Genomic DNA, 19,573 nt, shown 5'->3' on the forward strand with positions numbered 1-19,573 from the left:
TCCTCAGTTGTCCACGACTTCTTCCGCGGCGGCAGCGACGGCTTCGGCAGTGAAGCCGAATTCACGGAACAACGTTTTGTAGTCGGCGGATTCGCCGTAGTGCTCGATCGAGATGATCTTCCCGGTGTCGCCGACCAGCTTGTGCCAGCTCTGCGCCACCCCGGCCTCGACGGCCACCCGGGCCGACACCGACGGCGGCAGCACACTGTCGCGGTAGTCGTCGGGCTGGGACTCGAACCATTCCACGCACGGCATGGACACCACCCGCGCCACAATGTCCTTGTCCGCCAACAACTTCTGCGCCTCGACGGCCAGCTGTACCTCCGAGCCGGTGGCGATCAGGATGACGTCGGGCTCCTGGCCGGCCTCCTCGCCGTCCGAGCCCAGGATGTAGCCGCCCCGGGCGACACCGTCGGCGTCGGTGCCCTCGAGCACCGGCAGGCCCTGGCGGGTCAGGACCAATCCGACCGGGCCGCTGCCGTTGCCGCGGGCCAGGATGGTGCGCCAGGCGTAGGCGGTCTCGTTGGCGTCGGCCGGACGCACCACCGACAGCTTGGGGATGGCGCGCAACACCGCCAGGTGCTCGATCGGCTGGTGCGTCGGCCCGTCCTCACCCAGCCCGATGGAATCGTGCGTCCACACGTAGATGGTGTCGATGTCCATCAGCGAGGCCAGCCGCACCGCCGGACGCATGTAGTCCGAGAACTGCAGGAAGGTGCCGCCGTAGGCGCGGGTCGGGCCGTGCAGCACGATGCCGGACAGGATCGCCCCCATGGCGTGTTCGCGGACACCGAAATGCAGCACCCGGCCATACCAGGAGGCGGTGAACTCCTTGGTGGAAATCGACGGGGGCCCAAAGGAATCCGCGTTGTTGATGGTGGTGAGGTTGCTCTCGGCCAGGTCGGCCGAGCCGCCCCAGAGCTCGGGCAGTTTCGGCGCCACGGCGTTGAGCACCGCGCCGGAGGCCTTGCGGGTGGCGATCGCGTCGGAACCCGGCTCCCAGTGCGGCAGGTCGGCGTCCCACCCGTCGGGCAGCTTCTCGGCCGTCAACCGCTCCAGCAGCGCCTTGCGCTCGGGCTCGCGCTGCGCCCAGGCGTCGAAATCGGTCTGCCACTTCTGGTGTGCCTCCCGGCCGCGGTCGACCAGCTTGCGGGTGTGGGCGATCACCTCGTCGCGCACCTGGAACGTCTTGTCCGGGTCGAAGCCGAGGATCTTCTTGACCGCGGCCACCTCCTCCTCGCCCAGCGCCGCGCCGTGCGCCTTGCCGGTGTTCATCGCGTTGGGCGCCGGATAGCCGATGATGGTGCGCAGCTCGATGAACGACGGCCGGTCGGTGACGGCCTTGGCCGCGGCGATGGCCTCCTCGATGGCGACGACGTTCTCGCCACCCTCGACGCGCTGCACGTGCCAGCCGTAGGCCTCGTAGCGGGCGGCGGTGTCCTCGCACAGGGCGATGTTGGTGTCGTCCTCGATGGAGATCTGGTTGTGGTCGTAGAACACGATCAGGTTGCCCAGTTGCTGCACGGCCGCCAGCGACGAGGCCTCCGACGTGACGCCCTCCTCGATGTCGCCGTCGGAGGCGATCACGTAGATGAAGTGGTCGAACGGGCTGGTGCCGGCGGCGGCGTCCGGGTCGAACAGCCCGCGCTCGTAGCGGGAGGCCATCGCCATGCCCACCGCGGAGGCCAGGCCCTGGCCCAGCGGGCCGGTGGTGATCTCCACACCCTTGGTGTGCCGGAACTCCGGGTGCCCGGGCGTCTTGGAGCCCCAGGTGCGCAGCGACTCGATGTCGGACAGCTCCAGACCGAAGCCACCCAGGTACAGCTGCAGGTACAGCGTCAGGCTGCTGTGCCCGGCCGACAGCACGAACCGGTCCCGGCCCAGCCAGTGGGTGTCGCTGGGGTCGTGCCGCATCACCCGCTGAAACAGCGTGTAGGCCAGGGGAGCCAGGCTCATCGCCGTCCCGGGATGTCCGTTGCCCACCTTTTGCACCGCGTCGGCGGCCAGCACCCGAATGGTGTCGACGGCGGCCGAGTCCAGCTCGGACCAGTCGTCGGGAAGGTGCGGTTGGGTCAGCGCAGAGATCTCTTCAAGTGTCGTCACAGACTCAGTCCTTGGGTCATCGAGCTGATCGATCCCACCCTAGTGCGGGAGGGCCGGCTGGTGTAGTGCAGGTTTTCGGGTACCCGCGGCCGGTAGGAGTGAAAATTACGCGCCCGTCGTCAGGCCTTAACATTCAGTTCGGGAATCCGGGAAAAGTCGGCCGGGAAGGGACCCACGGGCCCGGCATCGCCGCCACCCGGTCTACCATCGTGTGTAGTAGATGCTGCGCGCCGCTGCGACCCCAAGGAGTTATTGCGTGAGCGTTCGCGGGCGCGTCGCGCCGAGCCAAACGCCAAGCCGGATACCAGGCACCGTGCTGGCGTATCTGGCGCTGACCAAGCCGCGGGTCATCGAACTGCTGCTGGTGACCGCGATTCCGGCGATGCTGCTCGCCCAGCGCGGCACCGTGAACCCGCTGTTGATCGTCAACACGCTGATCGGCGGGATGCTGGCCGCGGGCGGCGCCAACGCGCTGAACTGCGTGGCCGACGCGGATATCGACAAGGTGATGAAGCGCACCGCACGCCGGCCGCTGGCCCGAGCGGCGGTGCCCACCCGCAACGCCTTGGTGTTCGGGCTGGTGCTGACGGCCGGCTCGTTCTTGTGGCTGTGGTGGACGACGAATCTGCTGTCGGGGCTGCTGGCGCTGGCGACGATCGCGTTTTACGTGTTCGTTTACACACTGCTGCTCAAGCGGCGCACCTCGCAGAACGTGGTGTGGGGCGGCGCGGCCGGCTGCATGCCGGTGATGATCGGCTGGTCGGCGGTCACCGGCACGATTCAGTGGCCGGCGCTGGTGATGTTCGCCATCATCTTCTTCTGGACGCCGCCGCACACCTGGGCGCTGGCGATGCGGTACAAGGACGACTACAAGGCGGCGGGCGTCCCGATGCTGCCGGCCGTGGCGACCGAGCGTCAGGTGACCAAGCAGATCCTGGTCTACACCTGGCTGACGGTGCTGGCCACGCTGGCGCTGGCGCTGGCGACCGGCTGGCTGTACGCGGCGGTCGCCCTGGTGGCCGGGGTGTGGTTCCTGGCGATGGCCCACCAGCTCTATGCCGGGGTGCGCGCCGGCGAGCCGGTCAAGCCGCTGCGGTTGTTCCTGCAGTCGAACAACTACCTGGCGGTGGTGTTCTGCGCGCTGGCGATCGACTCGGCGATCGGGCTGCCGCACCTGTTCTGAGTTGTTGGCGCCGGGCCCGGTCCCGCGTCACATCCGTCACGCCCGTCCCTGCGCGGAAGTGGACCGCGTGTGCCCGCCTCGCAGCGACAATCGGCTCGCCTCAACGGTTGTCGCTCAAAGGCGGGCACTTCGTCCATCGTCCTCGCGCCGTGGCCCATGTGGCCTGAGTGAAATGCCTAGGGGAGCAGCACGATCGAGCCGGTGGTTTTGCGGCCCTGCAGGTCGCGGTGGGCGCGGGCCGCGTCGGCCAACGGATAGCGTCCGCCCACTTCGACGGTGATGTCGCCGGCGGCGATCGCCACGAACAATTCCTCTGCGCGCCAACTGAATTCCTGGCCGGTGCGGATGAAGTGCGCCAGCGACGGCCGGGTCAGGAACACCGAGCCGGCGGCGTTGAGGCGTTGCGGATCGAACGGCGGAACCGGGCCGCTGGCCGCCCCGAACAGCGCCAGGGTGCCCCGCACCGCCAGGCTGGCCAGGCTGGCGTCGAACGTGCTCGCGCCCACGCCGTCGTACACCGCGGCCACCCCGGCGCCGTCGGTCAACGCGCGGATCCGGCTGCCGAATTCGTCGGCGTCGTCGGGGTAGGAGAGCACCTCGTCGGCACCCGCCTGCGCCGACCGGCGCGCCTTCTCCGGCGTCGACACCGTGGTGATCACCCGCGCGCCCAGCAGGTGCGCCCACTGCGTCAGGATCAGCCCGACCCCGCCGGCGCCGGCGTGCACCAGCACCGTGTCGCCGGCCTGCACCGGATACACCGACTTCAGCAGGTAGTGCGCGGTCAGCCCCTTCAGCAGCGCCGAGGCCGCCACGTCGGCGGCCACCCCGTCCGGCACGTGTGCGGTCAAAGATGCTGGGGCCGTTGCATATTCGGCGTAGCCTCCGGTCGCCGCGGCACTGACCACCCGGTCGCCGACGTTGAAGCCGTCGACGCCGTCACCGGCGGCGGCGACGGTGCCGCACAGTTCCTGGCCGATGATGAACGGCAGCTCGCGCGGGTACTGCCCGGAGCGGAAATAGGTGTCGATGTAGTTGACGCCGATGGCCTCGGCCTTGATCAGCACCTGCCCCGGCCCGGCCGTGGGCGTGGGGGTTTCGACGTAGCGCAGCACCTCGGGGCCGCCGGTTTCGCTGACTTCGATTGCGTGCATGTGCTTATCATGCCCGGGCATGAAACTCGCCCGTCCGGACGTCTTCCATCCCCGCATCGTGCTGGCGGGTCGCCGCGACGATCCCGGGCTGGTGTCCGCGCTGCGCCGGCGTGGCCTGCACGCGCGCCGGCTGCCCTGGGAGGATCCGGAGACGCTGCACGCCGACCTGGTGATCGTGCGGGCCGGCCCGGATGCCGCGCGGCGCGACGAGTTCCTGGCCTGGACCGGCCGCCCGCGCCACCTGCTCAACCCGCCCGCGGCGCTGGCGTGGAACCTCGACGCGCATTATCTGCGCGACCTGCGCGACGGCGGTGTGCCGACGCGGCCGGGCGCTCAGCCCGAGACATCGTTGATCTTCCTGGGCGGCGCGCAGTCGCACGCCTGGCCGGCCGAGCCGGAATTCGAGTCCTGGGACCTCGGCCACGCCGCGCTCGCCCTGGCCGCCGACCATACCGGGATCGGCGTGCCGGAGTTGCTGTTCGCGCGCGCCGACCTGGCCGGGGACCGGCTGGTGCGGCTGGACCTGGTCGCGCCGGAACTGGGCTGGCGACACCTCGACACCCCGGGCCGCGAGGCCGCGCAGCGCCGGTTCGCGCTGGCGGTCGAGTCAGCCTGTGAGCGGCTCGGCCTGGGCCCGCTGTCGCATCGACGCCCATAGCGCGGCGGTGGCCGCGGTGCACGCGGCCGCCCCCGCCACGTGCACGGCCACCAGCGCGGCGGGCACCCCCGTGTAGTACTGCGCGGTGCCGACGGCGGCCTGCGTGCACAGCAGCACCAGCAGCACGCCGAGCCGCAGCAGGATGGGCCGCGCGGCGCGCACGGCCAGCAGGCCGAAACCCAGCCCGACGATCAGCGCCAGGTAGGCGACCAGCAGCGAGGAGTGCAGGTGCACCAGGGTGTCGACCTGCACCTTGAGCCGCGGCACCGTCCGGGTCGGGCTGCGGTCACCGGCGTGCGGCCCGGCGGCCGTCACCAGCGTGCCGGTGACCAGCACCGCGGCCAGATTGACGCCGGACAACGCCGTGAGCACCCGCAGCGGGGTGGGCACCCGCGGCTGATCCACCCCGTCGTCGGGCTCGCCGATCTTCACGTACAGCAGCACCGACAGCCACACCATCGTCATCGAGGTCAGCAGGTGGATGGCCACCGTCCACCAGAGCAGCCCGGTGCGCACGGTGATGCCGCCGATGACCGCCTGCACGACGGTGGACACCGGCATCAGCCAGGCGTAGACGAGCACCTCGGGCCGTCGCCGCGCCCGGGTCACCGCCAGCACGGCCAGCGCCGCGGCGACGACGACCGCGAAGGTGATCATCCGGTTGCCGAATTCGACGGCCTGGTGGATGCGTGGCACCTCGGCGTGCGGCACCGGGACGAAGCTGCCCGGGAAGCATTGCGGCCAGGTGGGGCAGCCCAGGCCCGAGGCGGTGACGCGGACGATCGCGCCGGTGATGGCGATTCCGCCCTGGGTCAGGATGACGGCCACGGCGATCAGGCGCTGGACGCCCACGCTGGGATTGGGCAGCAGGTCCACCAACCGCAGCAGCGTTCGTCCGAGCATTGCCCGATGGTATGCGACCGAAAACTACAGCCCGTAGTAAGCCCGCCGGGTCCACGAGTTTTAAACCACGCACACGGGCGTCGGCGTGTCTTCGCCACCATGTACGTGTCGTGCCCCGGGCACCCAGGCCGGCGGCACCCGGGCACCCAGGGCGAGCGGCAAGGGCCGTCAGGTGAAGCGGAACCAGCGCAGCGACCCCAGCGCGCCGAGCGCCCCCCACGCCACCAGCACGGCCATCCCGAACCAGTCCGCCGACAGGGTCATCGCCCGGGAGAGCGCCTCGGTGAGCGCGCCCGATGGCGTCAACCGGGCCGCCCATTTGACGCCGGCCGGGATCACCCCGCTGTCCACGGTCAACGCGCCCAGGCCGGCGAAGACGAACCACATCAGGTTGGCCAGCGCGAGCACGATCTCGGCCCGCAGCGTCCCACCGAGCAGCAGCCCCAGGGCCGCGAACACCGCGGTGCCCAGCGCGATCACCGCCGCACCCAGCGCCAGCGCGGCCAACGCCGGCCGCCATCCCAGCGCAAAGCCGATGGCCCCCAATAGGATTGCCTGCAAGAACACCACCGTGACGACGGCCAGCGACTTGCCCGCGATGATGCCCCACACGGGAAGTGGTGTCGCCCCAAGGCGTTTCAGCGCGCCGTAGCGGCGGTCGAAGGCCACCGCGATGGCCTGCCCGGTGAACGCGGTGGAGATCACGGCCAGCGCCATGATGACCGGGGTGAAGGTGGCGGCGCGGTGCTGGCCGAACGAGCCCAGCGGCAACAGGGTGAGCCCTACCAGCAGTGTGATCGGGATGAACATGGTCAGCAGCAGCTGCTCGCCGTTGCGCAGCAACAGCTTGAGCTCCAAACCGTATTGCGCGGCAAGCATTTTCGGCACCGCACTGGGCCGCGGGTTGGGGGTGAAGGTGCCCACGGGGAAGACGCCGGAATCAGTCACTGCCGTAGCTTTCTGCCGGTGAGGTCGAGGAACACATCCTCGAGGCTGCGTTGTTCGACGCGCATGTCGGTGGCCAGCACGTCGATCCGGGCGCACCACGCCGTGACCGTCGCCAGCACCTGGGGGTCGACCGGGCCCTCGACCAGATACTCGCCCGGTGTCAGCTCGGTGGCCTTGTAGTCCTCGGGCAGGGCGGCGCTCAGCAGCGACAGGTCCAGCCGCGGCGGTGCGCTGAACCGCAACTGGTCCTTGGCTCCGCTGCGCATCAACTCCGCGGGCGTGCCCGCGGCCACCGTCGCCCCGTGGTCGATGATCACCAGCCGGTCGGCCAGCTCCTCGGCTTCCTTGAGTTGATGCGTGGTCAGCACCACGGTCACCCCGTCGCGGCGCAGCGCGTCGATCAGTTCCCACACCAGCAGCCGGGCGTGTGCGTCCATGCCCGCGGTGGGCTCGTCGAGGAACACCAGCTCGGGCCGCCCGACCAGCGCACAGGCCAGCGCCAGCCGCTGCTGCTGGCCCCCGGAGAGTCGCCGGTAGGTGGTGCGGGCGGCGTCGGTCAGGCCCAGCGTGTCCAGCAGCCAGGCCGGGTCCAGCGGGTCGGCGGCGTAGGCGGCCACCAGGTTGAGCATTTCGCCGGCGCGGGCCGCGGGATAGCCGCCGCCGCCCTGCAGCATCACCCCGATCCGCGGCCGCAGCCGGGCGTTGTCGGCGATCGGGTCCAGGCCGAGCACCTCGAGGGTGCCGGCGTCCGGGCGCACGAAGCCCTCGCACATCTCGACCGTCGTGGTCTTGCCCGCCCCGTTGGGGCCGAGCAGCGCCAGCACCTCGGCGGCGTGCACCTCGAGGTCGAGATCGCGGACCGCCGTGGTGGATCCGTAGTGCTTGCTGACCCCGCGCAGCCGCACGACCGTTTCAGGAACGTCCGCGCTCACGTGGAATCAGCGTAGGCGTCATGCGCCGGCGTCGGCCGGGGGGTCGACGGCGACCGCGCGGGGGCCACCGGATCGATCACCGGTTGACCGTCGGGCGCGCGCTGCGGCGCCGGCAACGGCCGCCACGGCAGCCGGGTGTAGGTCAGCGCGATCAGCACCGCCACGATGACGGTGCTGGCCAGGGTGGCGTCGACGATCTGGAACAGGGCGAACCGGTCGCCGTTGGCGGTGGGGCCGAAGATGCCGACCACCAGGCTGATCACGATGGCGGCCACCCGGAAACCGGTGCGGGTGGCCCAGGCGGCCAGCGGGATGATCGCCCACAGCAGATACCAGGGCTGCACGACGGGAAACAGCAGCACGGTGACGCCCAGCGCGACGCCCAGCCCGCCGATCGGGTGCAGCCGGCCGCGGAACACGGCCAGCAGCAGCCAGCCCACCATGACCGTGATGATCAGCACACCGATCGCGCGGGTCAGTCCCAGCACCGCGGTGGTGTGATCGCCCAGGCCCAGCAGGATGCCGACCTGCCCGGTGCCCAGCGCCAGCAGCGTCGGCGGCGACATCCAGCTGCGCACCACGTTGGCGGTGCCCAGCGTGTAGATCCAGCCGAACCCGAGCCCGCTGGCCCAGCCGACCAGCGCCATCACCGCCAGCGACAGCGCCGCCATGCCGCCGCCGGCCAGCAGCAGCGCGCGCAGGTTGCCCCCGCACCGGTAGACCAGCGCCATCGTGACGAAGCCCAGCGCCAGCAGCGACGGCAGCTTCACCTGCGACGACAGCGTGATCAGCACGGCGCCGGCCAGCAGCATGCCCAGCGGCTCCCAGTCCGGGCCGGGCCGCAGCGAGTGCGGCAGCAGCCGCGCGGAATCGATTCCGCGCAGCGCGAATTCGGCCCCGGCCAGCATCAGCCCGAGCATCAGCGCCTCGTTGTGCACGCCGGCCACCAGGTGCATGATCAGCAGCGGGTTGGCCGCGCCCAGCCACAGCGCGCTCACCTCGGCGACGCCGCAGCGCCGGGCCAGGCGGGGCGTCGCCCACACGATCAGCCCCACCCCGATCAGCTCGACCAGCCGGTGACACAGCACCGCGGCGACGATGTTCTCCCCGGTGATCGCCGAGATGCCCCGCCCGATCCACAGGAACAGCGGGCCGTACGGGGCGGGCGTCTCGCGCCACAGCGTGGGCACCGACAGCGTGAAGATGTGCGACAGCCCCAGCCCGGAGGCCGGGCCGACCCGGTACGGGTCGAGCCCCTCCAGCGAGATCTGGCTCTGCGCCAGATAGGAGTAGACGTCCTTGCTGTACATGGGCGGGGCGATCAGCAGCGGCAGCACCCACAGCAGCAGGGTGCGGTCGAGGTCGCCGCGCGACATCCGGCGGGTGCCCAGCGCGAACCGGCCGAGCATCAGCCAGGCCAGCGCCATCATCACCGCGCCGGTGGTGGTCATGGTCAGCGACACGGTCTGGATGCGCGACGGCAGGTTCAGCAGCCGCACGCCGAATGTGGGGTCCTGCACCACCGGCCGGGCCCCGGCGCCCAGCGCGCCGATCGCCATCAGCATGGTGCCGCTGGCGCCGAACAGCCGGGTGCGGCGCAGCGCGGTGAGCTCGGTATCGTTCAGCGGCGAGCCCACTGCCTGCTCGTCGCCGTGCAGACTCGCGATCGACGAGCTCAGCGTGTGGTGGCGGGCTGCCATCAGTGCAGCCTATCCGGTGTGACCAGGGCAACCGTCCACCCAGGGCACCCTTGCTAGACCGATCCCCGGAATTGCGTCACACTGGTGTTGTGAAAATCCGAACCAGCCTCGATGACGCTGCCGTGGGCGCGGCGGGCGCGGCTGTGCCGGATGGTCACACCCGCCGCGCCATCGTGCGCCTGCTGCTGGAATCGGGGTCGATCACCGCCGGCGAGATCGGTGACCGGCTGGGTCTGGCGGCCGCCGGGGTGCGGCGCCACCTCGACGCGCTGATCGAGGCGGGCGACGCCGAGTCCATCGCACCCGCGGCGTGGCAGCACGCGGGTCGCGGCCGTCCGGCCAAGCGCTACCGGTTGACGTCGGCCGGCCGGGCCAAGCTCGACCACGCCTACGACGATCTGGCCGCCGCGGCCATGCGCCAGCTGCGTGAAATCGGCGGTGAGGAGGCGGTTCAGGCGTTCGCCCGGCAGCGCATCGACGCCATTCTGGCCGGTGTCCCCGGCGCCGCCAGCGCGGCCGACGACGACATCGAGGCGGCCGCCCAGCGGATCGCCACCGCGCTGACCAAGGCGGGGTATGTCGCCACCACCACGCAGGTCGGCGGGCCGATCCACGGCGTGCAGATCTGCCAGCATCACTGCCCGGTGTCGCACGTCGCCGAGGAGTTCCCCGAGCTGTGCGACGCCGAACAGCAGGCGATGGCCGAGGTGCTGGGCACCCATGTCCAGCGGTTGGCGACCATCGTCAACGGCGACTGCGCGTGCACCACGCACGTGCCGCTGGCTCAGACAGCCAAGGCGCCCAGCCCGCGCCGCCACACCACGAGCAACAAAGGAGCGTCCCTATGACCCTCACGCCCGAGGCCAGCAAGACGGCCGTCGCGCCGCTGACCCAGGAAGAGGCGATCGCTTCGCTGGGGCGGTACGGCTACGGCTGGGCGGACTCCGACGTCGCCGGCGCCAGCGCCCAGCGCGGCCTGTCCGAGGCCGTCGTCCGCGACATCTCGGCGAAGAAGAACGAGCCCGGGTGGATGCTGCAGACCCGGCTGAAGGCGCTGCGCATCTTCGAGCGCAAGCCGATGCCGACGTGGGGCTCGAACCTGGACGGCATCGACTTCGACAACATCAAGTACTTCGTGCGCTCCACCGAGAAGCAGGCCGCCAGCTGGGAGGATCTGCCCGAGGACATCCGCAACACCTATGACCGGCTGGGCATCCCGGAGGCCGAGAAGCAGCGGCTGGTCGCCGGGGTGGCGGCCCAGTACGAGTCCGAGGTGGTCTACCACCAGATCCGCGAGGACCTGGAAGCCCAGGGCGTCATCTTCATGGACACCGACACCGGTCTGCGCGAACACCCCGAGATCTTCCAGGAGTACTTCGGCACCGTGATCCCGGCCGGGGACAACAAGTTCTCCGCGCTGAACACCGCGGTGTGGAGCGGCGGTTCGTTCATCTACGTGCCGCCGGGCGTGCACGTGGACATCCCGCTGCAGGCCTACTTCCGGATCAACACCGAGAACATGGGCCAGTTCGAGCGGACGCTGATCATCGCCGACGAGGGCTCCTACGTGCACTACGTGGAGGGCTGCACGGCGCCGATCTACAAGTCCGACTCGCTGCACTCGGCGGTCGTCGAGATCATCGTGAAACCCAATGCGCGTGTTCGGTATACGACCATCCAGAACTGGTCGGGCAACGTCTACAACCTGGTCACCAAGCGGGCCCGGGCCGAGGCCGGCGCCACCATGGAGTGGATCGACGGCAACATCGGGTCGAAGGTCACCATGAAGTACCCGGCGGTGTGGATGACCGGCGAGCACGCCAAGGGCGAGGTGCTCTCGGTGGCCTTCGCCGGCGAGGACCAGCACCAGGACACCGGCGCGAAAATGCTGCACCTGGCCCCGAACACGTCGAGCAACATCGTGTCCAAGTCGGTGGCCCGCGGCGGCGGCCGCACCTCCTACCGCGGCCTGGTCCAGGTGAACAAGGGCGCGCACGGATCGCGTTCCAGCGTGAAATGCGATGCGCTGCTGGTGGATACGATCAGCCGCAGCGACACCTACCCGTACGTCGACATCCGCGAGGACGACGTCACCATGGGTCACGAGGCCACCGTGTCCAAGGTCAGCGAGAACCAGCTGTTCTACCTGATGAGCCGCGGGCTGACCGAGGACGAGGCGATGGCGATGGTGGTGCGCGGCTTCGTCGAGCCGATCGCCAAGGAGCTGCCCATGGAGTACGCGCTGGAGCTCAACCGGCTGATCGAGCTGCAGATGGAAGGCGCGGTCGGGTAGTGACGAATCTGACTGAAGCGGTTGAGGGTTCGTCCCTGGCCGCCGCGAACAAGGGGGAGCTGTTCGCCTCCTTCGACGTGGACGCCTTCGAAGTGCCGCACGGCCGCGACGAGATCTGGCGGTTCACCCCGCTGCGCCGGCTGCGCGGCCTGCACGACGGCTCGGCGCCCGCCACCGGCAAGGCCGAGGTCAGCGTCGGAGAGCAACCCGGCCTGCGGGTACAGACCGTGCGCCGCGGCGACGAGCGGCTGGGCCAGGGCGGCATCCCGACGGACCGTGTTGCCGCGCAGGCGTTTTCGTCGTTCAACTCCGCGACCCTGATAACCGTGCAGCGTGACACCCAAATCGCCGAGCCGATCGGCGTCACCGTCACCGGGCCCGGGGAGGGGGCGGTGGCCTACGGGCACCTGCAGATCCGCGTCGAAGAGCTCGCCGAGGCGGTGGTGGTGATCGACCACCGCGGCAGCGGAACCCTCGCCGACAACGTCGAATTCGTCGTCGACGACGCCGCCCGGCTCACCGTGGTGTGGCTGGCCGACTGGGCCGACGACGCCGTGCACGTCAGCATGCACCACGCCCGGCTGGGCAAGGACGCGGTGCTGCGCCACGTCGCGGTCACCCTCGGCGGTGAGGTGGTGCGGTTGACCGCCAACGTGCGCTACACGAGCACCGGCGGCGACGCCGAGCTGTTGGGCCTGTACTTCGCCGACGACGGCCAGCACCTGGAGTCGCGGCTGCTGGTCGACCACGCGCAGCCGGACTGCAAATCCAACGTGCTGTACAAGGGTGCGCTGCAAGGCGATCCGGCCTCCGCGCTGCCCGACGCGCACACGGTCTGGGTGGGCGACGTGTTGATCCGTGCCGAAGCCACCGGCACCGACACCTTCGAGGTGAACCGCAACCTGGTGCTCACCGACGGCGCGCGTGCCGACTCGGTGCCCAACCTGGAGATCGAGACCGGCGAGATCGCCGGGGCCGGACACGCCAGTGCCACCGGCCGCTTCGACGACGAGCAGCTTTTCTACCTGCGCTCCCGCGGCATCCCCGAAGAGCAGGCGCGGCGCCTGGTGATCCGCGGCTTCTTCGCCGAAATCATCTCCAAGATCGCGGTGCCCGAGATCCGGGAACGCCTCACCGCAGCCATCGAACACGAACTGGCCTTCACCGAATCGAGAGCAACAGCTTCATGACCACTCTGGAAATCAAAGACCTGCACGTCAGCGTCGTGAACCCGAACGCCGCCGAGTCCGAGCGCGAGATCCCCATCCTCAACGGGGTCGACCTGACGGTGAAATCCGGTGAGACGCATGCCTTGATGGGCCCCAACGGCTCGGGCAAGTCGACGCTGTCCTACGCCATCGCCGGTCACCCCAAGTACACGGTGACCTCCGGCTCCATCACCCTGGACGGCCAGGACGTGCTGGCGATGAGCATCGACGAGCGCGCCCGCGCCGGCATCTTTCTGGCCATGCAGTACCCCGTCGAGGTGCCCGGCGTCTCGGTGTCGAACTTCCTGCGCTCGGCGGCGACCGCGGTGCGCGGCGAGGCCCCCAAACTGCGGCACTGGGTCAAAGAGGTCAAGGCGGCCATGGGTGCCCTCGAGATCGACCCCGCGTTCGCCGAGCGCAACGTCAACGAGGGCTTCTCCGGCGGGGAGAAGAAGCGCCACGAGATCCTGCAGCTGGAGCTGCTCAAGCCCAAGATCGCCATCCTCGACGAGACCGACTCGGGGCTCGACGTCGACGCGCTGCGGGTGGTCAGCGAGGGCGTCAACCGCTACGCGCAGGCCGAGCACGGCGGCATCCTGCTGATCACCCATTACACCCGCATCCTGCGCTACATTCACCCCGAATACGTGCACGTCTTCGTCGGCGGCCGGATCGCCGAATCCGGTGGCTCGGAGCTGGCTGACGAACTCGAGCAGAACGGCTACGTGCGCTTCACCCAAGCGGCGGCAGCAGGGGCGTAAGCATGACGGCGACACAACTGGATGTGGCCGCGATCCGCGCCGATTTCCCCATTCTGAAACGGATCGTGCGCAGCGGAAACCAGTTGGCGTACCTGGATTCCGGTGCGACGTCGCAACGCCCACTGCAGGTGCTCGACGCCGAGCGGGAATTCCTGCTGACCTCCAACGGCGCCGTGCACCGCGGTGCGCACCAGCTGATGGAGGAGTCTACCGACGCCTACGAGCAGGGCCGCGCCGACATCGCGGCGTTCGTCGGCGCCGACCCGGACGAGCTGGTGTTCACCAAGAACGCCACCGAGGCGCTCAACCTGGTGTCGTACGTGGTGGGGGACAACCGTTTCGAGCGGGCCGTCGGCCCCGGTGACGTGATCGTCACCACCGAACTGGAGCATCACGCCAACCTGGTGCCGTGGCAGGAGCTGGCCCGGCGCACCGGCGCCAGCCTGCGCTGGTACGGCGTCACCGACGACGGGCGGATCGACCTGGACTCGTTGCAGCTCGACGAGCGGGTCAAAGTGGTTGCCTTCAGCCATCATTCGAACGTGACCGGGGCGGTGGCGCCGGTGGCCGAGCTGGTGGGGCGGGCCCGCGCGGTGGGCGCGCTGACGGTGCTGGACGCCTGTCAGTCGGTGCCGCACCAGCCGGTGGACTTCCACGCGCTCGACGTCGACTTCGCCGCGTTCTCCGGGCACAAGATGTTGGGCCCCAACGGGATCGGCGTGCTCTACGGGCGCCGCGAGGTGTTGTCGCAGCTGCCGCCTTTCCTCACCGGTGGCTCAATGATCGAGACCGTGACCATGGAGTCCTCCAGCTACGCGCCGGTGCCGCAGCGGTTCGAGGCCGGCACCCCGATGACCTCCCAGGTGGTCGGGTTGGCCGCGGCCGCCCGCTATCTCGGCGCCCTCGGCATGGACGCGGTGCAGGCCCACGAGGAGCGGCTGGTCGCCGCGGCCATCGAGGGCCTGTCCGGTATCGACGCGGTCCGCATCGTCGGGCCGACGTCGACCGAAAACCGTGGCTCGCCGGTGTCTTTCGTCGTCGACGGGGTGCACGCGCACGACGTCGGGCAGGTGCTCGACGACGAGGGCGTGGCGGTGCGGGTGGGCCACCACTGCGCGCTGCCGCTGCACCGCCGGTTCGGATTGGCGGCCACCGCCCGGGCGTCGTTCGCGGTGTACAACACCGCCGAGGAGGTCGACCGCCTGGTGGCGGGTGTGCGCCGCGCCCTGGACTTCTTCGGCGGAGCGTGAGCCGTGCGTCTGGAACAGATGTATCAGGACGTGATCCTCGATCACTACAAGCACCCGCAGCATCGCGGGTTGCGGGAACCGTTCGGCGCCGAGGTGTTTCACGTCAACCCGGTCTGCGGTGACGAGGTCACCCTGCGGGTGACGCTGTCCGACGACGGCGAGACCGTCGCCGACGTCTCCTATGACGGCCAGGGCTGCTCGATCAGCCAGGCGGCCACCTCGGTGCTCACCGAGCAGGTGATCGGCCGCAGCGTCGAGGAGGCGCTCGACACCATCGGTGCGTTCGCCGAGATGGTGTCCTCGCGCGGCGCCGTCGAGGGCGACGAGAACGTGCTCGGCGACGGGATCGCGTTCGCCGGAGTGGCCAAATACCCGGCCCGGGTGAAATGCGCGCTGCTGGGCTGGATGGCGTGCAAAGACGCGCTGGCCCAAGCCTATTCGAGAAGAGAGGTGACCGATGAGCGAAACCACCGCGCCGGATGACGAACTGCTCGCCGACGTCGAGGAGGCGATGCGCGACGTCGTCGACCCCGAACTCGGCATCAACGTCGTCGACCTGGGGCTCGTCTACGGGCTCAACGTCGAGGAGGGCGACCAGGGAACGGTCGCCCTGATCGACATGACGCTGACGTCGGCGGCCTGCCCGCTGACCGACGTCATCGAGGACCAGTCGCGCAGCGCGCTGGTGGGCGCCGGCCTGGTCGACGACCTGCGGATCAACTGGGTGTGGAACCCGCCGTGGGGCCCGGACAAGATCACCGACGAGGGCCGCGAGCAGCTGCGCGCGCTCGGCTTCACCGTCTAGAACCGTCTAAAGCAGCCCGCCTGAACAGCCGCTAAAGGTGCAGCGGCAGGTGTGGCAGGTGCAGGTGGTGGTGCGGATGCCCCATCGGCGGGCAGGTCTCGAGGCTGATCATCGTCGCGTGCAGCACCCCGCCGTCTTGAGTTCCATTGGCCCCCAAGCACTTTCCATTCGTGATCGCCTGGGCGTCCGACGGCGTCTGCTTCTGGTATGACGTCGAGTCGGCGACGGTCACGTTGGTGGGGCCGCCGGGGCCCAGGCCGGTGACCGCGATGGTGTTGCCGTCCACCGAGGCGACCGTGCCGAAGAATCCGGCCGGCGGCGGGCATTTGCCGTCCGCGGCCGGGGTCACCGTCACCGACTGCGCGGTGATCGCGCCGGGCGGCGGCGCGCTCTGCGGGGTGGCGCGCACGTTCACGCAGCTGCCGGGCGTCACGTCGGCCAGCTTCGCCGGGCCGACCTGAACCACCCGCGTCTGCGGGGTGTAGTCCACGGTGGCCGAGCCGGTGCGGGTCCGCAGCGCGATGGTGCCGCCCGAATTCGACTGGACCATGCCCTCGACGTAGTCCCTGCCCGCCGGCGGCGGCGCCGGTGACGCGGGGGGCGCCGCGCTGGGTGCCGGCGGCGGGACGGCGGTGACGGCCGGCGGGGCGCTGCTGCTCGACGAGTCGTGCGAGGGCCCGCACATGGCCACCCCGAACACGATGAGGGCGATCACCGCGCCGATCGCGATCTGCGTCCGCCGCGGCTTCAACGAAAGGGCAGGCACAGACTCTTCTCCGATCGCGCGGTTCGCCGTCGTCAGCAAGTACCCCCGCCGGCCGCGGTTCTCACGCCGCGGCCGGCAGAAGTGACGGCAGTCTCAGGCGGGGCCGGCCGGGCTCATCCGCCGTGGCCGGGCTGCTTGGGCTTGCCGCACTTGCCGTCGACGGCCTGACGTAGCTGAATGCTGGTCGCCTGCAGTGCGCCGCCGCTGTCGTTGGTTCCGCGCGCGGACAGGCATTTGCCGGGCGTGATCGCGTCGGTGTTGGCCGACGACTGCTTGGTGTATTTGGTCTTGTCGTCGACCGTCACGGTGGTCTGGGTGGTGTTGCCGCTGGGGTCGGTGCCGGTGACGTTGATGGTGTTACCGGAGACCGAGGCCACCGAGCCGCGAACCAGGGCCGGCTTGGCGGGCGCCTGCGACGGCGGCAGCGACGGAGCCGGGCTGCTGGATCCGCCCGGGGTGGGCTGGTGCGGCTTCGGGCAGGCGCCGTTGACGGACTGGCTGATCTTGACCGATGCGGCGGTGACCGGCTGGCCGGGCGCCGAGCCCTCGGTCGGCTTGACGCTGACGCAGCTGCCCGGGGTGACGTCGGGCAGCCCGGCCGGGACCGCCTCGGTGATCTTGGTGGTGGAGGTGAAGTTCACCGCGGCGGTGCCGTTGTCTTCCTTGGTGACCTGGATGGAGTTGCCCGCCACCGACGCGATCAGGCCGCTGACCTTCGCTTCGGCGTTCGGGGCGGCGGAGGTGCTGGTCGAGGTGACCGTGGAGGTCGAGGTGGACGTCGAGGTGGGGCTGGACTTGTTCGACGTGCCGCAGGCGGACAGGGACACCGCGGTGGCTCCCGCCACGGCGAACACCGCGACGCGGGCGAGCCCGTGACAGCTGGCAGACATCAAGGTTTCTCCAATCGCCGGTTTAACGCCAACGTCATGGTTTACCCGCTGAAACTGTGCCTAACCTGTGGGTTCGCCGCCGGAGCTGCTCAGAACGCCGCTTCGGGCAGCTTCATGATCTCGTCGTCGATGGCTTCGATGATGCCGCGCAGCCCGCTCAGCCGCGGCAGCATGTTCTTGGCGAAGAACGCCGCGGTCGCGATCTTGCCCCGGTAGAACGCCTCGTCGTCGCCGCCGGCGCCGGCCGCCAACGCGCGCTGTGCGACGTCGGCGTGCACCAGCAACCGCCACCCGATCAGCAGATCGCCGACCGCGAGCAGATAGCGCACCGACGCCAGCCCCACCTTGTAGATGTCGGTCGGCTGCTCGGCCGCCGACATCAGGTAGCCGGTCAGCGCACCCGTCATCGCCGTGACGTCGTCGAAGGCGGTCTGCAGCAGCTCGGCGATCGGCCGCAGCGCCTCGTCGCAGTCGTCGACGGTCGCGGTGATCTGAGCCGTCACGAACTGCAGGGCCTGGCCGCGGTCGCGCACGATCTTGCGGAAGAAGAAGTCGAGCGCCTGGATGGCGGTGGTGCCCTCGTACAGCGAGTCGATCTTGGAGTCGCGGATGTACTGCTCGAGCGGGTAGTCCTGCAAGAAGCCCGAACCGCCCAGCGTCTGCAGCGACTCGGTCAGCACCTCGTAGGCCCGCTCCGAGCTCACCCCTTTCACGATCGGCAGCAGCAGATCGTCGACCCGGTGCGCCATGTCGTGATCGGCACCCGAAACACGTTGCGCCACTTGATCATCCTGATGTGCGGCGGCGTACATGTAGAGCGCGCGCAGGCCCTCGGCATACGCCTTCTGGGTCATCAGGCTGCGACGCACGTCGGGGTGGTGGATGATGGTGACCCGCGGCGCGGTCTTGTCGGCCATCTGCGTCAAGTCCGCGCCCTGCACCCGCTCCTTGGCGAACGCCAGCGCGTTGAGGTAGCCGGTGGACAGCGTGCCGGCGGCCTTGACCCCGATCGTCATCCGCGCCTGCTCGATCACGGTGAACATCTGCGCGATACCGCGGTGCACGTCGCCGACCAGGTAGCCGACGGCGGGCACATCCGTTGCGCCGAAAGTCAATTCGCAGGTGGGGGAGGACTTGATGCCCATCTTGTGTTCCACGCCGGTGACGAAAACCCCGTTGCGCGGCCCCAATTCGAACGTCTCCGGGTCGAACAGGTACTTGGGCACGTAGAACAGGCTCAGCCCCTTGGTGCCCGGGCCGGCGCCCTCGGGGCGCGCCAGCACCAGGTGGAAGATGTTCTCGGCGGTGTCGCCCACATCCCCGCCGGAGATGAAACGCTTGACGCCCTCGATGTGCCAGGTGCCGTCGGGTTGTTCGATGGCCTTGGCCCGGCCGGCGCCGACGTCGGAGCCGGCGTCGGGTTCGGTGAGCACCATGGTGGCCGCCCAGCCGCGCTCCACACCCTCGGCGGCCCAGCGCCGCTGCTGCTCGTTGCCCTCTAAGTACAACGCCTGGGACATGAACGGGCCCAGGCAGAAGAAGTTCGCCGACGGGTTGGCGCAGATCAGCATCTCGTTGACCGCCCACGCCAGCGGCGGCGGGGCGGGCATCCCGCCGATCTCCTCGGCCATGCCCAGCCGCCACCAGCCGGCCTCCTTGAGCGCGGCCACCGTCTTGGCCAGCTCCTCGGGCACGGTGATGGCGTGCTCGGCCGGGTCGAACACCGGCGGGTTGCGGTCGGCGAAGGCGAAGGTCTCGGCCACCGGGCCTTCGGCCAGGCGCGCGGCCTCGGCCAGAATGGTGCGTGCCGTCTCCTCGTCGAGGTCGCCGTAGCCTCCGCTGCCCAGCACGGCGCCGACATCGAGGACCTCGAACAGGTTGAACTCGAGATCACGAACGTTAGCGATGTAGTGGCCCAACGTGATTCCCTCACTGCTCGTTGCGGGCGGCGGAGCGTCAGGCTCAGTCTGTCGGACGCGAGAAAACGTACGCAACCGTAACCAGGCCGGCGCCGCTCAGGTC

The 19,573-nt window shown here is 69.8% G+C and carries 18 protein-coding genes; 9 read left to right on the top strand and 9 right to left on the bottom strand.

Features of this window, described 5'->3' with window-relative positions; translation table 11 throughout:
• Window positions 1-3: 3 nt before the first annotated feature.
• A complete protein-coding gene (gene tkt, locus MAA44156_RS05610; protein ID WP_009977581.1) occupies window positions 4-2,103 on the bottom strand; it encodes a transketolase in 2,100 nt (699 codons plus the stop codon).
• Window positions 2,104-2,359: 256 nt separating this feature from the next.
• Here tkt and MAA44156_RS05615 point away from each other — a divergent pair, with 256 nt between their 5' ends.
• Complete coding sequence (locus MAA44156_RS05615) at window positions 2,360-3,286, top strand: heme o synthase (protein ID WP_009977580.1); 927 nt, start codon at window positions 2,360-2,362, stop codon at window positions 3,284-3,286.
• Between the two features lie 176 nt (window positions 3,287-3,462).
• On the opposite strand, the gene MAA44156_RS05620 is transcribed toward MAA44156_RS05615, so the two are convergent.
• A complete protein-coding gene (locus tag MAA44156_RS05620) occupies window positions 3,463-4,437 on the bottom strand; it encodes a quinone oxidoreductase family protein (protein WP_009977579.1) in 975 nt (324 codons plus the stop codon).
• A 19-nt stretch (window positions 4,438-4,456) separates the two neighbouring features.
• On the opposite strand from MAA44156_RS05620, the gene MAA44156_RS05625 reads away from it, so the two are divergent.
• Window positions 4,457-5,095 carry a DcsG N-terminal domain-containing protein gene (locus MAA44156_RS05625; RefSeq protein ID WP_009977578.1) on the top strand — a complete coding sequence of 213 codons (639 nt, stop codon included), beginning with the start codon at window positions 4,457-4,459 and terminating at the stop codon, window positions 5,093-5,095.
• Here MAA44156_RS05625 and MAA44156_RS05630 read toward each other — a convergent pair.
• From MAA44156_RS05630 to mptB, 4 genes are all read right to left on the bottom strand, one after another.
• Window positions 5,045-5,998, bottom strand: a complete 954-nt coding sequence (locus MAA44156_RS05630) for a COX15/CtaA family protein (protein ID WP_009977577.1) — start codon at window positions 5,996-5,998, stop codon at window positions 5,045-5,047. The two genes, MAA44156_RS05625 and MAA44156_RS05630, sit on opposite strands and share 51 nt — an antisense overlap.
• A gap of 168 nt (window positions 5,999-6,166) precedes the next feature.
• The gene (locus MAA44156_RS05635; RefSeq protein WP_225601037.1) at window positions 6,167-6,877 is read right to left on the bottom strand and encodes an ABC transporter permease; all 711 of its coding nucleotides are present in this window, start codon (window positions 6,875-6,877) and stop codon (window positions 6,167-6,169) included.
• Between the two features lie 65 nt (window positions 6,878-6,942).
• Entirely contained in the window at window positions 6,943-7,878 is a 936-nt protein-coding gene (locus MAA44156_RS05640) for an ABC transporter ATP-binding protein (RefSeq protein ID WP_003876076.1), read from the bottom strand.
• Window positions 7,875-9,578 (bottom strand): polyprenol phosphomannose-dependent alpha 1,6 mannosyltransferase MptB, encoded by a 1,704-nt coding sequence (gene mptB, locus MAA44156_RS05645; RefSeq protein WP_009977573.1) that lies wholly within the window; start codon window positions 9,576-9,578, stop codon window positions 7,875-7,877. The genes MAA44156_RS05640 and mptB overlap by 4 nt, the downstream gene beginning before the upstream one ends.
• 11 nt (window positions 9,579-9,589) lie before the next feature.
• On the opposite strand from mptB, the gene MAA44156_RS05650 reads away from it, so the two are divergent.
• The 7 genes from MAA44156_RS05650 to MAA44156_RS05680 are packed head-to-tail and all read left to right on the top strand — an operon-like array spanning window position 9,590 to window position 15,895.
• Window positions 9,590-10,426 (top strand): helix-turn-helix transcriptional regulator, encoded by an 837-nt coding sequence (locus tag MAA44156_RS05650; protein WP_170924192.1) that lies wholly within the window; start codon window positions 9,590-9,592, stop codon window positions 10,424-10,426.
• Window positions 10,423-11,871 (top strand): Fe-S cluster assembly protein SufB, encoded by a 1,449-nt coding sequence (sufB, locus tag MAA44156_RS05655; protein ID WP_009977569.1) that lies wholly within the window; start codon window positions 10,423-10,425, stop codon window positions 11,869-11,871. Before MAA44156_RS05650 ends, sufB begins: the two co-directional genes overlap by 4 nt.
• A complete protein-coding gene (gene sufD, locus MAA44156_RS05660; RefSeq protein ID WP_009977567.1) occupies window positions 11,871-13,061 on the top strand; it encodes a Fe-S cluster assembly protein SufD in 1,191 nt (396 codons plus the stop codon). The genes sufB and sufD overlap by 1 nt, the downstream gene beginning before the upstream one ends.
• Window positions 13,058-13,840: a Fe-S cluster assembly ATPase SufC gene (gene sufC / locus MAA44156_RS05665; RefSeq protein WP_003876081.1), complete on the top strand. Its 783-nt coding sequence runs from the start codon at window positions 13,058-13,060 to the stop codon at window positions 13,838-13,840. The genes sufD and sufC overlap by 4 nt, the downstream gene beginning before the upstream one ends.
• Window positions 13,841-13,842: 2 nt before the next feature.
• Window positions 13,843-15,090, top strand: a complete 1,248-nt coding sequence (locus MAA44156_RS05670; RefSeq protein WP_009977566.1) for a cysteine desulfurase — start codon at window positions 13,843-13,845, stop codon at window positions 15,088-15,090.
• Window positions 15,091-15,108: 18 nt separating this feature from the next.
• The gene (gene sufU / locus MAA44156_RS05675; protein ID WP_031351714.1) at window positions 15,109-15,573 is read left to right on the top strand and encodes a Fe-S cluster assembly sulfur transfer protein SufU; all 465 of its coding nucleotides are present in this window, start codon (window positions 15,109-15,111) and stop codon (window positions 15,571-15,573) included.
• The gene (locus MAA44156_RS05680) at window positions 15,548-15,895 is read left to right on the top strand and encodes a metal-sulfur cluster assembly factor (protein ID WP_009977564.1); all 348 of its coding nucleotides are present in this window, start codon (window positions 15,548-15,550) and stop codon (window positions 15,893-15,895) included. The genes sufU and MAA44156_RS05680 overlap by 26 nt, the downstream gene beginning before the upstream one ends.
• Before the next feature lie 31 nt (window positions 15,896-15,926).
• Here MAA44156_RS05680 and MAA44156_RS05685 read toward each other — a convergent pair whose 3' ends face one another.
• From MAA44156_RS05685 to MAA44156_RS05700, 3 genes are all read right to left on the bottom strand, one after another.
• Window positions 15,927-16,646 (bottom strand): DUF5666 domain-containing protein, encoded by a 720-nt coding sequence (locus MAA44156_RS05685; protein WP_003877660.1) that lies wholly within the window; start codon window positions 16,644-16,646, stop codon window positions 15,927-15,929.
• A gap of 128 nt (window positions 16,647-16,774) precedes the next feature.
• Window positions 16,775-17,551 carry a DUF5666 domain-containing protein gene (locus MAA44156_RS05690; protein ID WP_011725388.1) on the bottom strand — a complete coding sequence of 259 codons (777 nt, stop codon included), beginning with the start codon at window positions 17,549-17,551 and terminating at the stop codon, window positions 16,775-16,777.
• Window positions 17,552-17,640: 89 nt separating this feature from the next.
• Complete coding sequence (locus MAA44156_RS05700; protein WP_009977561.1) at window positions 17,641-19,470, bottom strand: acyl-CoA dehydrogenase; 1,830 nt, start codon at window positions 19,468-19,470, stop codon at window positions 17,641-17,643.
• Window positions 19,471-19,573 lie beyond the last annotated feature (103 nt).

Origin of the sequence: Mycobacterium avium subsp. avium (assembly GCF_009741445.1) — a bacterium.
Lineage (GTDB): Bacteria > Actinomycetota > Actinomycetes > Mycobacteriales > Mycobacteriaceae > Mycobacterium > Mycobacterium avium.